Below are 14736 nucleotides of genomic sequence, written 5' to 3'. Positions count from 1 at the left end.
AAGTCAGGCAGGATCAGGTGTGCGAACACAGGGTGCTGGCGCGGTAGGCAGCGACGAAATCGTCGAAGCTGCCGGCGGGCGCCGCTTCCATGGCGCGCTGCTCGGCCAGCGAGCTGGCGGCCATCTCGTCGAAATACGCGCTTTGCTCGGGTGTGGGGTGATGTGCGCGGAAAAACGCCGCATGGCGTTCGCTTTGCTGCAGGCCGAAGGCGGCAAATGAGCCGCCGTTGGCGCGCAGCTCGGCCAGTACCTTCGCCGATGGCGTCGCGTCCGGGTCGGCCAGCTTGCGGGCTTGCGCGGCCAGGCTGTCCGCGTGCTGCGTGCCGCCAATGCGAGAGTCGAGCAGCGCCGCCACAGGCGCGATACGCGTCAGCAATTCCTCGCCCCATGCCTGCAGGCTGATCTCTTCGCCATCCCGGCGCAGGGTCAGGCCGGGCTTGCGGCCTTCCTTGACGGTGCGGGCGAAATTGTTCGTGTAGCAGGCGCTTTGCTCGGCCGAGATGGGACCGCTGTCGTCGAGCGCGCAGAACAGCAAAAACGCGTCGAGGAAGCGGCCCGTTTCCAGGCTGATGCCCACCGGTTCGAACGGGTCGACATCCATGCAGCGCACTTCGATGTATTGCACGCCGCGCAGGCACAGGGCCTGGATCGGCCGCTCGCCCGTGCGGATCACGCGCTTCGGGCGGATGGTCGAATAGTATTCATTTTCGATCTGCAGCACGTTGGTGGACAACTGTATCCACTCGCCATCTTTTTTTGTGCCCAGCGCCGCGTACGGCGGATACGGGTCGTTGACGGCATGCGTGAGGGCGTTGACGTAGTCTTCCAGGCTGTTTTCGTGCGGGCGCAGGCCGGACTGGGCGTCGTTCTGGTAGCCGAGGTCGCTCATGCGCAGGCTGGTCGCATACGGCAGGAACAGGGTGTCGTCGGACAAGGTGTCGAGCTTGTGCGCGCGGCCGCGCAGGAAGCCGGCGGACAGGGCCGGCGAAGCGCCGAACAGATACATCAGCAGCCAGCTGTAGCGGCGGAAATTGCGGATCGTCGCCAGGTAGCTTTCCGATTGCACATCTTTCGGCGTGGCCGCCGCGTGCTGCGGGCTGGCGCTGGTGTGCGGATGGCTGGCCAGCACTTGCCACAGCTGCTCGTCGAGCGAATAGTTGTAATGGATGCCGGCGATGCATTGCATGGCCTTGCCGTAGCGCAAGGCCAGGCCGCGCCGGTAGACGTGCTTGAGCATGCCCATGTTCGACGTGCCGTAGTTGGCGATCTCGATATCCTCCTCGGGCGGCAGCTGGCACGGCATCGACTGGCTCCACAGCAACTCGTCGCCGAGGCGGCTGTAGGCGTGGCGGTGCACGGTATCGAGCTTGCTTAATGTCGTGGCGATGTCGGCTTCGGCCGGGGTGATGAATTCGAGCAGCGCTTCGGCGTAGTCGGTGGTGATTTCAGGGTGCGTCAGCGCCGAGCCCAGGGCGGCGGGGTGGGGCGTGGAAGCCAGATGGCCGGCGGCGTCGACGCGCAGGGTTTCACGCTCGATGCCGCGCAAGCCGCCCAGCAGCGCGCGGTTGGCATCTTCGGTCAGCAATGCCAGGCGGCGAGTCAACAGGTTGGGCAATTTGAGCTTCCTTTCTTGTGCAGCATATAAATAATTTGTGCTGAGATTAACCGAATTTTGGCAAATGCGTCGGCGCCGGCCCAAAAAACGCCGCGTCGCCAGCGTCCGCCCCGGGGAACGGGGACGGCGCTTCGGTCAGGAATTCGCTTGATATTTTAACAAACTGCGGAGGGATCTGGCGCGCCGCCGGGTCAAGCTTTGCGCAGGTGGCAACGGTCAGCCCAGGCGGGCGCCGCTGACCCGTTCGATGCCGGCCAGGTCGCGCCAGCTTTGCACCTTGTTGTAGCCGGCAGCGGCCAGCAGCTCGCGCACCTGGGCAGCCTGGTCATAGCCGTGCTCCATCAGCAGCCAGGCGCCCGTTGCCAGGTGGCGCGCGGCGCCGGCAACGATGGTGCGCAGGGCCGACAGGCCATCGGCATGATCGGTCAGCGCGCCCGCCGGCTCGAAGCGCAGATCGCCTTCGGCCAGGTGACGGTCGCCGCTGGCGATGTACGGGGGATTGGAGACGATCAGGTCGAATTTTTCCGTGCCCAGCGCTTCGAACCAGTCGCTGGCCATGAAGGTGATGTTGACGCCGTTGGCGCTGGCGTTGCGGCGCGCCACGGCCAGCGCCGTGCTGCTCACGTCCAGGGCCGTGACGACGGCGTCGGGCCGCGTGTGGGCCAGCGCGACGGCGATGGCGCCGCTGCCCGTGCCCATGTCGAGCACCCGTCCGCCCGGCGGCAGGCGCTCGAGCGCCAGTTCCACCAGCACTTCCGTGTCGGGACGGGGAATCAGCACGGCGTCGTTGACTTCGAAGGGCAAGCCGAAAAACTCGCGCCGCCCGACGATGTAGGCGATCGGCTCGCCCTGCAGGCGGCGCGCCAGCAAGCCGGACAGTCGTTCGGCTTCAGCGGCAGTGAGCACGCGCTCCGATTGTGTGATCAGCGAGACGCGCGACAAGCCCAGCGCATGGCCCAGCAGGATGCGGTTGTCGAGCGGGTCGAGCAGCGGACGGATTTGCAAGGCGCCGACAGTGCTGCCGGCGGGGATCAGTGTTTCTGGCATAGATAATTGATTATTGTTTGCGGCGCAGCAAAGTCCACAGCATGGCAATGGCGAAGATGGCGAACCAGGCGAAGGCCCATTGCGGGATCGACAGGCCGAAAAACGGCTCGCCGGCGTTTTCGCAGGCGCCGTACGATTCAAACATGAAGGGCATGAGTTCGGCCGTGAAGACCTTGTTCAGGGCCGTTTCCACCGGGTCGATGCCGCACGAGAAGCCGGGGTTGGCCAGCACGTACAAATGCTTGGCGCCCACGCCCAAGCCGCCCAGGGCCGCCAACAGACCGATGCCGGCGCCGATTTTCGGCTTGTTCGCGGCCGCGCCGGCCAGGCAGGCGATGCCGATGGCGAGGAACAGGTAGCGTTGGATCACGCACAGCGGACACGGCGCCATGTTCATGGCATGCTGCAAATACATGGCCACGCCCAGCATCAGGAAACACAGGGCGGCGGTCAACAGGAGGACGGTGCGTGAATTTTTCATGGGCGACACGGTGAGGTGGATGGAATCGAGCTGGTCATTTTCGCACAAGGGCCGATTTTTATTGCTTAGCCGCTACTTAAAGCTGTCGGCTTACGCGCTGCGCGCCAAGCCGACCTACAAATTGCGGCGTAGGTCGGCGTAGGTCGGCGTAGGTCGGCTTAGCGCAGCGTAAGCCGACACAACGGCGCCAGCGTTTAGTCTCCCAGCGCCGCGAGCAACTCGGCCTGGTGCTCCGCCGCCAGCGCATTCGTCAGTTCCGTCAAATCCCCATCCATGATGAAGTCGAGCTTGTACAAGGTCAGATTGATGCGGTGGTCCGTCAGGCGGCCTTGCGGGAAATTATAAGTGCGGATGCGCTCGCTGCGGTCGCCCGAGCCGATCAGGCTCTTGCGCGTGGCCGCTTCCTTCGACTGCTGCTCGCGCAATTGCACGTCCTTGATGCGCGCGGCCAGCACTTTCATCGCTTGCGCCTTGTTCTTGTGCTGGCTGCGGTCATCCTGGCACTCGACCACGATGCCGGTCGGCAAGTGGGTGATGCGCACGGCCGAATCCGTCTTGTTGATGTGCTGTCCACCGGCGCCCGAGGCGCGGTAGGTGTCGATGCGCAGGTCGGCCGGGTTGATGTTGACGTCTTCCACTTCATCGGCTTCCGGCATCACGGCCACCGTGCAGGCCGACGTGTGGATGCGGCCCTGCGTTTCCGTGGCCGGCACGCGCTGCACGCGGTGGCCGCCCGACTCGAATTTCAGCTTTGAATACGCGCCATTGCCGACCACGCGCACGATCACCTCGCGGTAGCCGCCCAGGTCGGAATCGGACGACGATACCAGCTCCACCTGCCAGCGGTTGCGCTCGGCAAAGCGCGTGTACATGCGCAGCAGGTCGCCGGCGAACAGGGCCGATTCATCGCCGCCCGTGCCGGCGCGAATTTCCAGGAAGATATTGCGCTCATCGTTGACGTCCTTCGGCAGCAGCATGGTCTGCAGTTCGCGTTCGAGCCGCGCCATGGTGGCCTTGGCTGCCTCGATCTCTTCCTGGGCGAATTCCTTCATGTCCGGATCGCCCAGCATCTCTTGCGCCGTGGTGATGTCGTTGCCCGCCTCCTGGTAGGAACGGTACAGGGCCACCAGCGGGCCCAGCTCGGCGTGCTCGCGCGTCATCTTGCGGTAGCTGTCCATGTTCGACGTGGCGTCCGGGTGCATCAGCAGTTCGTCGAGTTCGACCAGGCGGTTCGCCAGTTGATCGAGTTTGGCCAGCATGGATGGTTTCATAGCGATTCGCGGTAAAAAGAGTGTAGGAATGATGCAAGCCCGGCAGGCGGGCAGAGGTAGCCGCGCGCGGGCGGCCAGCGGGGCTGCGCTAACGGCGGGGGCGGAACAGTTTCGGCAGCAGGGTGACCAGCTGCTTGCGCTCGTCGCCTTGCGCATGGTGCAGCGCCTGCTGCGGGCCGTGCAGGAACTTGGCCGTCAAGCCTTTCGACAGCGCTTCGAGCACGGCGTCGATGTCGGCGCCCTTGGCCAGCATCTTGCGCGCCCGTTCCACTTCCATCAGGCGCAAGGTTTCGCTGTTTTCATGCAAATGCTGGATGACGGGCACCATGGCGCGGTCGTCGACCCAGCTCATGAACGATTGCACGCGCGTCTCGATGATGGCCTCGGCTTGCGCCACGGCCGCCTGCCGGCTTTCCAGGCCCGTCTGCACGACCTTGCCCAGGTCGTCGACCGTGTACAGGAAGACGTCGTTCAAACGGCCCACTTCCGCCTCGATGTCGCGCGGCACGGCCAGGTCGACCATGAACATGGGCTTGTGGCGGCGCGCCTTGATGGCGCGCTCGACCAGGCCCAGGCCCAGCAGCGGCAACGATGACGCCGTGCATGAGATGACGATGTCGAACTGGTGTAGCTGCTCCGGCAGGTCGGCCAGGCGGATCGCCTTGCCGTTGAAGCGGTGCGCGAGTTCCTCGCCCCGCTCCATGGTGCGGTTGGCAATGGTGATGCTTTTCGGGTTTTGCGCGGCAAAGTGCGTGGCGCACAATTCGATCATTTCGCCGGCGCCGATGAACAGCACGTTCTGCTCGGCGATCTTGTCGAAGATGCGCTGCGACAGGCGCACGGCGGCGGCCGCCATGGATACGCTGTGGGCGCCAATTTCCGTGCTGCTGCGCACTTCCTTGGCCACCGAAAAGCTGCGCTGGAACAACTGATGCAGATACGTGCCCAGGCCGCCCGCTTCGTCGGCCGTGCGGATGGCGTCCTTGATCTGGCCCAGGATCTGCGTTTCGCCCAGCACCATCGAGTCGAGCCCGGAGGCGACGCGGAAGGTGTGGCGCACGGCATCGTGCTGCGGCAGCATATACAAGTGGGGGCGCAGCTCGCTGTAGTTGAGCTGGTGGTAGTCGGCCAAGAAATGCGCGCCCGCGTCGAGCGGGTTGGGCACATGGCTGGCCGCATACAGCTCGGTGCGGTTGCAGGTCGAGAGGATGGCCGCTTCGTCGTTGTCGCGCAAGTCGATGCGCTGGAACCAGGTGCGCGCCGCCATCACCGCCGAACCCAAGTGCTCAGGCGCAAACGCCAGCTGTTCGCGGAGCGACACTGGAGCGGTGGTATGGTTGAGGCCGACGGCGAGCAGTTGCATTTCAGGGCTGTTGGATGACTTATGGCGACATTATAACGCTTTGTGCCCGCGCTTTGAGCAGGTCAGCCGTTTGCCGCCGTTCAGCCGCCCAGTTTTTCCAGGCGATAACCGTAGCTGTAGACGGGCACGAGCCTGTAGCCGTGTTCCGGTTTCAGCTGCAGCTTGTTGCGCACGCGCGAGACGTGGGTATCCATGGTGCGCGAGGGCAAGGCCGTGTCGCGCTGCCACACGGCTTCGTGGATGTAGGCGCGCGACAGGGGACGGCCCAGGTTGCGGAAAAACAGCAGCGCCAGGGCGAATTCCTTGTGCGTCACGTCCAGCACTTCGCCATCGCGCAGCAGGCGGCCGGGACGGGTTTCAAACGTGTAATGACCAAATTGCAAGTACTCGGCGCCATTCTGGGCCGGGTACGCCACGCGCAGCAGCGCCTGGGTGCGCAAGGTCAGTTCGCTGCGCCGCAGGGGCTTGATCATGTAGTCGTCGGCGCCCGCCGTCATGCCCGCCACCACGTCGTCTTCGCCGGAACTGTTGGTCATAAACAACACGGGCGCCTTCGGCGCCAGTTTTTCCCGGGCACGGCGCAAGACTTCCGCACCGTCCAGATCGCTCACATGCCAGTCAAGGATGAGCATGTCGCAACTGTCCTTGCGCAGCTGCCCCAGCATTTCCTTGCCACTCTGAAACTCGTGGCAAGCGTGGCCGGCGGCGGTGAGCACCTGGCAGATCAGTTCTGCCTGGCTATGGTCGCTATCGAGTACGGCAATTCGCATAATGGGCTGGAGTGTGTAGCAACAAACAGACGGTCTGCTCTGCTTATCGTAATGTTAAGGAATGCTGAAGTGAAATATAACAGAGATTGCAACTGTGTCCAGTGAAATCGGAGGGCAGATCCTTTACGTTACACTTGTTCATCTACCCCTACTAGCGGAGAAGCGGCCATGCCAGACAAGAGCACTACCGATTGGACACTGATACCGGCCAGCCGTGCCGAAATCGAGCAAGTGCGCGAGCGTTGCCGGCGCCTGGTGCAGCGGCGCGCCATGATGTCGGCCGGCGCCTCGGCCATTCCCATTCCCGGCATCGACCTGATGTCCGATGTGGGTCTGTTTTCCATGTTGATCAACGATATCAACCACGAATTCGGCCTGACGCCCGAGCAGATCGAGCGCCTGAACCCGCAGTTCAAGATGATGGCCTACCGCGCGGCGGTGGGCATGGGGGGCATGCTGGTAGGAAAGCTGGTGTCGCGCGAACTGATCCTCCACCTGCTCAAGCGCAGTGGCGTCAAGATCGCCACCAAGCAGGTGGCGCGCTTCGTGCCGTTCGCCGGCCAGGCGGTGGCGGCAGCCATCGGCTACGCCGTGTTCCGCCAGATCGGCAACCAGCACGTGAACGCCTGCGCCTCGGTGGCGCAGGAATTGCTCACGGTCAGGCCGGAGTAGACCTTATGCGTCCGGCAGCACCACGTTCACGTCGAGCACTTCCAGGTTGCCCTGGCGGTCCAGCGAGATTTTGATGTCGTCGGCATTCACCTTCGTGTACTTGGAAATGACGGCGATCAATTCCTTGTGCAGGGCGGGCAGGAAGTCCGGACCATCGCGTCCGCTGCGTTCGCGGGCGATGATGATCTGCAGGCGTTCCTTGGCCGCGGTGGCCGTCTTCGGCTTGGGGGGGAAGAGGAAAGAAAGCAAGGCCATATCACTTCGCCCCAAAAATGCGCTGGAGTAATCCAGGCTTTTCATAGTTGGTAAAGCGCAACTCGACTTCTTCGCCGAGGAAACGCGAGACCACGTCTTCATAGGCTTGCGCCACGTCCGTGCCCGTGAAATGGATGGCCGGATTGCCCTGGTTCGAGGCGGCCAGCACTTGCTCCGATTCCGGAATGATGCCCACCAGCGGGATGCGCAGGATTTCCTGCACGTCCTGGTAGGACAGCATTTCATCCGATTCCACGCGTTTCGGCGAGTAGCGGGTGATCAGCAAATGTTCCTTGACCGGTTCGCCGCCCGTCTGCGCGCGGCGCGACTTGGCTTGCAGGATGCCGAGGATGCGGTCCGAATCGCGCACCGACGACACTTCCGGGTTGGTGACGATGATGGCCTCGTCGGCGAACGTCAGCGCCATCAGCGCGCCATGCTCGATGCCGGCCGGCGAATCGCAGATGATGAACTCGAAACCCATGTTGATCAGGTCGTTCAACACGCGTTCCACGCCTTCTTCCGACAAGGCATCCTTGTCGCGCGTCTGCGAGGCGGGCAGAATGAACAGATTGTCGCAGTGCTTGTCCTTGATCAGGGCCTGGTTCAGGGTCGCTTCTTTATTGATCACATTGATCAAGTCATACACGACGCGGCGCTCGCAACCCATGATCAGGTCGAGGTTACGCAGGCCTACGTCGAAATCGAGCACGGCTGTCTTGTGGCCGCGCATGGCCAGGCCAGTGGAAAAACTGGCGCTAGAGGTCGTCTTGCCGACACCGCCCTTGCCGGACGTCACAACAATAATTCTTGCCACAAATAATCCTTTTCAGATATCTCTTGAATTGTGCAGCTTAAGAGCGGTTCACGGGAGTGACCGGATTGACAGAGTGTATATCGATTCTGTCTCCAGCCAAACGAATTTGCGCGGGTCCGCGCGCCATTTCTGCAGGGAAACCATCCTCGAACGTGCGGTAGACACCCGCGATCGAGACCAGTTCCGGTTCCATGGCCAGCGCGAAGATGCGCGCCTGGGGATTGCCCGAGGCGCCGGCCAGCGCGCGGCCGTACAGCGAGGAATACACGTGGATGCTGCCGTCGGCGATGATTTCGGCGCCATTGTTGACGACAGCGGTGATGATCAGGTCGCAGCCGCGCGCATAGATGCGCTGGCCGGCCCGCACGGGCGTGTCGATCACCATCACCTGGGCGTCGGCGCCCGACTGCGCCGCCGCCGTGGGCGTATCCTTGGGGCCATCCTTGGGCGGGGCATCGTCGCGCGTCTTGCCGCTGTCGAGGCTCAAGCCTTGCGCCAGGATGGCGTCATGCATGTCGGCCGGCGCATTGCGCACGGCCACGGCATTCAAACGGTATTTTTTCAGCAGGGCCACCAGGGCGGCCCAGTCGATGGGCACGCTGCCGGGCGGCAAGGCCGCCACGTCCAGCACGGCCAGGTCGTCCTCGAAAAAGTCCGCCACGCCTCCCGTCATGTCGCGCAAGGCGGCATCGAGTGCCTGCGTATCGGCGCTATGCAGAATGGCGGAGACAGCAACGACGGTGGAAATCTTGATTTCGATAGGCTTCTGCGACGGGCTTTTGGACATAAACATTTATCAAAGTGAAACTGCGGCAGGCCAGATGTTCCGTAAGGCAACAATGGGAGCAGTAAATTTCTTGCATTCTACTGCAAAAAAATCAGCGTCAGGGGCCTGGCGCGTGCTATTCCGCAGGGCAATACCTACTTCATGTCAAAAAAAACGGGCGGCGCCCCGGAAAACCGGTGCGCCGCCCCGAAAGCCGCCGCCCATGCGCCCTCAGGCGCCATGTCCGATTACGCTGCGCGCATCTGCCGTGCCGCCTCCACCATATTACGCAACGCTGTTTCCGTTTCCACCCAGCCACGCGTCTTCAGGCCGCAGTCCGGGTTTACCCATAAATGGGCCGGCGGAATGACCGCGCTGGCTTTTTGCAGCAATTTGACCATGTCGGGAGTCGAGGGGATGCGCGGCGAGTGGATGTCGTACACGCCGGGGCCGATTTCGTTCGGATACTGGAACGGGTCTAAACCCGTCAGCAACTCCATGTCCGAACGGCTCGTCTCGATCGTGATGACGTCGGCGTCCATGGCGGCGATCTGCGGCAGGATGTCGTTGAACTCGGCATAGCACATGTGGGTATGGATCTGCGTCGCGTCGCTGACGACGGACGCGGCGATGCGAAAGGCGCGCGTGGCCCAGTCCAGATAGGCGTCCCACTGGCCGCGGCGCAGCGGCAAGCCTTCGCGGATGGCCGGCTCGTCGATCTGGATGATGCCGATGCCGGCCGTTTCCAGGTCGGCCACCTCGTCGCGGATGGCCAGGGCCAGCTGCAGCGCCGTGGCGGCGCGCGGCTGGTCGTCGCGCACGAACGACCATTGCAAGAGTGTCACCGGGCCCGTCAGCATGCCCTTCATCGGTTTGCTCGTCAGGCTTTGCGCATGGACCGTCCATGCGACGGTCATGGGGGCCGGGCGCTGCACGTCGCCGTAGATGATGGGCGGCTTGACGCAGCGCGAGCCGTACGATTGCACCCAGCCCAGGCGCGTGAAGATAAAACCGTCGAGTTGCTCGCCGAAGTATTCGACCATGTCATTGCGTTCCGCTTCGCCATGCACGAGCACGTCCAGGCCCAGCGCTTCCTGGCGTGCCACGGCGTGGGCGATTTCGGCGCGCATCTGCTGTTCATATTCGGCGCTCGTCAGCTCGCCCCGTTGATGGCTGGCGCGGGCGGCGCGGATGGCTGCCGTCTGCGGGAATGATCCGATGGTCGTCGTCGGGAAGTCGGGCAGTTGGAAGCGTGTACGCTGCACGGCCTGGCGCAGCGGGAAGCTGGAATCGCGGCGGTCCACGGTGGGGGTGAGCGTGCGCAAGCGCTGCGCCACTTGCGGGCGGTGCACGCGGGCGCTGCCACGGCGCCCGGCAATGGCCAGGCGGGAAATGGCCAGCGCGGTATCGTCGGGGTGGCCCGCCAGCGCGCCCTTCAGCAGCGACAGTTCCGTCAGTTTTTCCGTGGCAAACGCCAGCCAGCTCGTGATTTCACCGTCGAGCGCCGTTTCCGCTTCCAGGCTGAACGGCACGTGCAGCAGGGAGCACGACGGCGCCAGCCACAGGTGCCCCTTGCGCTTGGCGGCCAGCGGCTGCAGCACGCACAGGGCCGCGTCGAGGTCGGTGCGCCAGATGTTGCGGCCATCGACGATGCCGATCGACAAGACTTTATGCGCGGGCAGCCAGTCCGTGACACTGATCAGTTCATGCGGCGCGCGGATGCCGTCCACGTGCAGGCCGGCCACGGGCAGGCGGCATGCCAGGCTGAGGTTTTCTTCCAGCGGCGAAAAATACGTGGCCAGCAAAATGTTGACGCCCACCTGGTTCAGCTGCCAGTAGGTGCTTTCGAAGGCGCTGCGCCACGCATGGGGCAAGTCCAGGCCCAGGATCGGTTCGTCGAGCTGCACCCACGTCACGCCCTGCTGTTTCAATCGGTCGAGCAGGGCGCCGTAGACGGGCAGCAATTGTTCCAGCAGGGCCAGGCGCTCGAAGCCTGCTGTCTTTTCCTTGCCCAGCCACAGGAAGGTGAGGGGGCCGATCAGGGCCGCCTTGACCTGGTGGCCGAGCGCCTGCGCCTCGGCCACTTCCGCCAGCAGGCGCTCGCAAGCCAGAGAGAATTGGGTCTGCGGCGACCATTCGGGCACCAGATAATGGTAATTGGTGTCAAACCACTTGGTCATTTCCAGCGCGGCAGTGCCTGCGGCGTGTGCATGGTGCGCGTGGCCGCAGCCCGCGTGCTCCGCGTGCGTCTCTGCACCGCGCGCCATGGTGAAATAGCGCGACAGGGACGACTGCTCCGGCGCAAAGCTGAAACGGGGCGGTTCGCAGCCCAGCAGCTGAATATGGCTGGCCACCTGATCATACAAGGCGAAGTCGCCCACGGTGACGTAGTCGAGACCGGCATCGCGTTGCAAGGCCCAGTGGCGCGCGCGCAATTGCTGGCCCGTCGCTTCCAGCGCCGCCTCGGACAGCTCGCCGCGCCAGTGGCTTTCCAGCGCCAGTTTCAGCTCACGCGCGGCGCCGATGCGGGGAAAGCCAAGAATGTGGGTACGAATGGTCATGATGTCATCGAGATTTAATGTGAATGCGCTAGAGTGTGCGGCAACTTGGTCTATAATCAAAACGAAACATTTTGCCGAATAACATGAAAATAATTCACGTACAGCCCCCACTTTTCCGATGCTAGAAATCCGCCACCTGCGCACCCTGAGTGCCTTGCGTTCGTCCGGCAGCCTGGTGCGCGCCGCGCAGCTGCTCAACCTGACCCAGTCGGCCCTGTCGCACCAGATCCGTTTGCTCGAAGAGCGCTATAACGCGCCCCTGTTCGAGCGCAAGTCGATGCCGATCGCCTTCACGGCCACGGGCAGCCGATTGCTGGAGCTGGCCGACAAGCTGTTGCCCGAGATCGAACTGGCCGAGCGCGACGTGGCGCGCCTGTCGCAGGGCGACAAGGGCCAGTTGCGCGTGGCGCTCGAATGCCATACCTGTTTCGACTGGCTCATGCCCGTGATGGATGCGTTCCGCCAGCGCTGGCCGGAAGTGGAGATCGACCTGGTCTCCGGCTTTCACAGCGAACCGGCGGACTTGCTGCGCTCGGGCGAGGCGGACCTCGTGATCGGCTCGCCGTACGGCCCCGATTTCACCGTGTTTCCCCTGTTCCGCTATGAAATGCTGGTGGTGATGGCGCAGAAGCACCGGCTGCAGGCGCAGCGCCGGCTGGTGGCGGCCGACTTTACGGGCGAGACGTTGATCACCTATCCCGTGCCGGAAGAGCGCATCGACCTGATCCGCGAAGTGCTGAAGCCCGCCGGCATCGTCTTCGAGCGCCGCACGGCCGAATTGACGGTGGCCGTGCTGCAGCTGGTGGCGAGCCGGCGCGGCATCGCCGCCTTGCCGAACTGGGCCATCAAGAATTACGTCGATTACGATTATGTGGTGGCGCGCCCGGTGGGCGAGCACGGCTTGTGGAGCGATTTGTACGTGTCCGTGCCGGAGCAGTTGCAGGACAAGGCCTATGTGCGCGATTTCGTCAGCGTGATACGCGAGCAGTGCGCGGCTTCGCTCGATGGTATCAAGTTGTTGTCTTGATCAACGTTGAGTTGGAAACAAACCAACAGCAAAGCTTGATAAATATCAAGGTTCAGCAATGAACCACCGCTTACAGTTGAGCACTGTGCGGCGCAACATGGCGCTGCCTACTCTTTGGGGGAGGAACACGATGTTTTCATTTTCCGAACAATGGGCACTGGCTGGCAAGGCCGTGGTGGAAGCGCAATTGATCAGCGCGCAAGCGTATGCCCAGGCCGCCGTCGACAGCGGCGCCAGCGTGCTGGACTTGCAGCTCGATGCGGCCCGCGCGGCGCTGGCGGCCGCTACGGTGGCGGGCAATCAGCTGCTGTCCGTGAAGGACCCGCAAGCGCTGCTGCAACTGTCGCGCACGCAGTCGCAACTGGCCATCGAACGCATCGGTGCATATGGCCGCCAGGCAAAGGATGTTGCTCAAGAAACCCAGGAGAAATTTGAGACTGTGACAAAGGGTGAGTTTGCTGCATCGCGTCAAAAATTTGGCGAGCTGTTGCAGGTGGTAAAGCAAACGCCCGTGCCCCTGATTATTCCCTTCAATAATTTTTTAAAAACCACTTTCGGCGGCGCCGATGAAGGGTATGATAAAAATAAAAACACGCGTCCTGCTCGCCAGGCCTAAGCGTTTTGCGGCCCGGCAGCGGCTATCCGCCGCGCCAGGTCGCCCGCCAGTTACCGCAAGCAGGCTATCATCGCCGCCGCCTGCGGTGCGGCGCTGGAACTGCGGCGCATGCCGCGCTAGAATGAAACGCAGCGTGCTGCGTCTTCCCGGATTCTCATTGGATTCTATTAACACCTTGACCTTGGCCCTCGTGGCCTGCATATCGGAGAAATAAATGGATGATGTCGTAATCGTGGCCGCCGGCCGTACCGCAGTCGGCAAATTCGGTGGCAGCCTGGCCAAGATTCCTGCGTCCGAACTGGGCGCGCATGTAATCAAAGGCTTGCTGGCACAAACCGGCATCGACCCGAACCTGATCGGCGAAGCGATCCTGGGCCAGGTGCTGACGGCCGCCGTCGGCCAGAACGCCGCGCGCCAGGCCGTCATCAAGGCCGGCCTGCCCAGCTCCATCCCGGCCTTCACCATCAACAAGGTCTGCGGCAGCGGCCTGAAGGCCACGCACCTGGCGGCGCAAGCGATCAAGTGCGGCGACGCCAACATCATCATTGCCGGCGGCCAGGAAAACATGAGCGCTTCGCCGCACGCGATGAACGGCTCGCGCGACGGTTTCCGCATGGGCGACTTCAAGATGATCGACACCATGATCGTCGACGGCCTGTGGGACGTGTACAACCAGTACCACATGGGCATCACGGCGGAAAACGTCGCCAAGAAATACGAAGTGACGCGCGCCGAGCAGGATGAATTCGCGCTGCAGTCGCAACTGAAGGCGGAAGCGGCGCAAAAGGCGGGCAAGTTCAAGGATGAAATCCTGCCGCTGGAAATCGCCAATAAAAAAGGCACCGTGGTCTTCGATAGCGACGAATACATCAAGCCCGGTTCGACCCTGGAATCGCTGGCCGGCCTGCGCCCCGCGTTCGCCAAGGACGGCACCGTCACGGCCGGCAATGCTTCCGGCCTGAACGATGGCGCCGCCGCCGTCATCATGATGTCGGCCTCGCAAGCGAAAGAACTGGGCTTGAAGCCGCTGGCGCGCATCAAGGCTTACGCCTCGTCGGGCCTGGACCCGGCCGTCATGGGCATGGGCCCCGTCTCCGCATCGCGTCTGTGCCTGAAAAAAGCCGGCTGGACGCATGAAGAGCTGGACCTGATGGAAATCAACGAAGCGTTTGCCGCGCAAGCGATTGCCGTCAACAAGGAAATGGGCTGGGATACCAGCAAGATCAACGTGAACGGCGGCGCGATCGCCATCGGCCACCCGATCGGCGCCTCGGGCGCGCGCATCCTGGTCACCCTGATCCACGAAATGATACGCCGCGACGCCAAGAAAGGCTTGGCAGCCTTGTGCATCGGCGGCGGCATGGGTGTTGCCCTCGCGATTGAGCGCGATTAAGTAGCCGGCACGAATCCAGGCTGTTGCGCGTACCGCGCGGCGGCCTGGTTCGATGCGGTTGGCCGCCGTCACGCGGCGGAGC

Annotated in this window: 14 protein-coding genes; 4 read left to right on the top strand and 10 right to left on the bottom strand. The window is 63.2% G+C overall.

Features of this window, described 5'->3' with window-relative positions; genetic code table 11:
* Positions 1 to 13 precede the first annotated feature (13 nt).
* From gshA to ACQ4W4_RS16005, 6 genes are all read right to left on the bottom strand, one after another.
* On the bottom strand, positions 14 to 1615 hold the full coding sequence (gshA, locus tag ACQ4W4_RS16030; protein WP_436542837.1) for a glutamate--cysteine ligase: 1602 nt from the start codon (positions 1613 to 1615) through the stop codon (positions 14 to 16).
* 216 nt (positions 1616 to 1831) lie between these two features.
* The gene (prmC, locus tag ACQ4W4_RS16025; protein WP_436542836.1) at positions 1832 to 2662 is read right to left on the bottom strand and encodes a peptide chain release factor N(5)-glutamine methyltransferase; all 831 of its coding nucleotides are present in this window, start codon (positions 2660 to 2662) and stop codon (positions 1832 to 1834) included.
* Between the two features lie 10 nt (positions 2663 to 2672).
* The gene (locus ACQ4W4_RS16020) at positions 2673 to 3143 is read right to left on the bottom strand and encodes a disulfide bond formation protein B (RefSeq protein ID WP_436542835.1); all 471 of its coding nucleotides are present in this window, start codon (positions 3141 to 3143) and stop codon (positions 2673 to 2675) included.
* Between the two features lie 194 nt (positions 3144 to 3337).
* Positions 3338 to 4414: a peptide chain release factor 1 gene (gene prfA / locus ACQ4W4_RS16015; RefSeq protein WP_436542834.1), complete on the bottom strand. Its 1077-nt coding sequence runs from the start codon at positions 4412 to 4414 to the stop codon at positions 3338 to 3340.
* Positions 4415 to 4502: 88 nt separating this feature from the next.
* Positions 4503 to 5777, bottom strand: a complete 1275-nt coding sequence (gene hemA, locus ACQ4W4_RS16010) for a glutamyl-tRNA reductase (protein WP_436542833.1) — start codon at positions 5775 to 5777, stop codon at positions 4503 to 4505.
* A gap of 80 nt (positions 5778 to 5857) precedes the next feature.
* Entirely contained in the window at positions 5858 to 6547 is a 690-nt protein-coding gene (locus ACQ4W4_RS16005; protein WP_046681910.1) for a response regulator transcription factor, read from the bottom strand.
* 168 nt (positions 6548 to 6715) lie between these two features.
* Here ACQ4W4_RS16005 and ACQ4W4_RS16000 point away from each other — a divergent pair, with 168 nt between their 5' ends.
* Entirely contained in the window at positions 6716 to 7219 is a 504-nt protein-coding gene (locus tag ACQ4W4_RS16000) for a hypothetical protein (protein ID WP_436542832.1), read from the top strand.
* A 3-nt stretch (positions 7220 to 7222) separates the two neighbouring features.
* Here ACQ4W4_RS16000 and minE read toward each other — a convergent pair whose 3' ends face one another.
* The 4 genes from minE to metE all read right to left on the bottom strand — a co-directional run bounded on the left by minE (position 7223) and on the right by metE (position 11618).
* Positions 7223 to 7474 carry a cell division topological specificity factor MinE gene (gene minE / locus ACQ4W4_RS15995; protein ID WP_034752886.1) on the bottom strand — a complete coding sequence of 84 codons (252 nt, stop codon included), beginning with the start codon at positions 7472 to 7474 and terminating at the stop codon, positions 7223 to 7225.
* A gap of 1 nt (position 7475) precedes the next feature.
* Complete coding sequence (minD, locus tag ACQ4W4_RS15990; protein WP_034752889.1) at positions 7476 to 8291, bottom strand: septum site-determining protein MinD; 816 nt, start codon at positions 8289 to 8291, stop codon at positions 7476 to 7478.
* 37 nt (positions 8292 to 8328) lie between these two features.
* Entirely contained in the window at positions 8329 to 9078 is a 750-nt protein-coding gene (minC, locus tag ACQ4W4_RS15985; protein WP_070289408.1) for a septum site-determining protein MinC, read from the bottom strand.
* Between the two features lie 227 nt (positions 9079 to 9305).
* Positions 9306 to 11618 (bottom strand): 5-methyltetrahydropteroyltriglutamate--homocysteine S-methyltransferase, encoded by a 2313-nt coding sequence (gene metE / locus ACQ4W4_RS15980; protein WP_436542831.1) that lies wholly within the window; start codon positions 11616 to 11618, stop codon positions 9306 to 9308.
* A 118-nt stretch (positions 11619 to 11736) separates the two neighbouring features.
* Here metE and ACQ4W4_RS15975 point away from each other — a divergent pair, with 118 nt between their 5' ends.
* From ACQ4W4_RS15975 to ACQ4W4_RS15965, 3 genes are all read left to right on the top strand, one after another.
* On the top strand, positions 11737 to 12645 hold the full coding sequence (locus ACQ4W4_RS15975) for a LysR family transcriptional regulator (protein WP_436542830.1): 909 nt from the start codon (positions 11737 to 11739) through the stop codon (positions 12643 to 12645).
* A 130-nt stretch (positions 12646 to 12775) separates the two neighbouring features.
* Complete coding sequence (gene phaP / locus ACQ4W4_RS15970) at positions 12776 to 13261, top strand: TIGR01841 family phasin (RefSeq protein ID WP_436542829.1); 486 nt, start codon at positions 12776 to 12778, stop codon at positions 13259 to 13261.
* A gap of 214 nt (positions 13262 to 13475) precedes the next feature.
* Entirely contained in the window at positions 13476 to 14654 is a 1179-nt protein-coding gene (locus ACQ4W4_RS15965; protein ID WP_034783723.1) for an acetyl-CoA C-acetyltransferase, read from the top strand.
* The last annotated feature ends 82 nt before the right edge of the window (positions 14655 to 14736 follow it).

Source organism: Janthinobacterium glycogeni, from assembly GCF_051380725.1.
Classification (GTDB): domain Bacteria; phylum Pseudomonadota; class Gammaproteobacteria; order Burkholderiales; family Burkholderiaceae_D; genus Janthinobacterium.
This window is presented reverse-complemented; position numbering and strand designations above follow the sequence as displayed.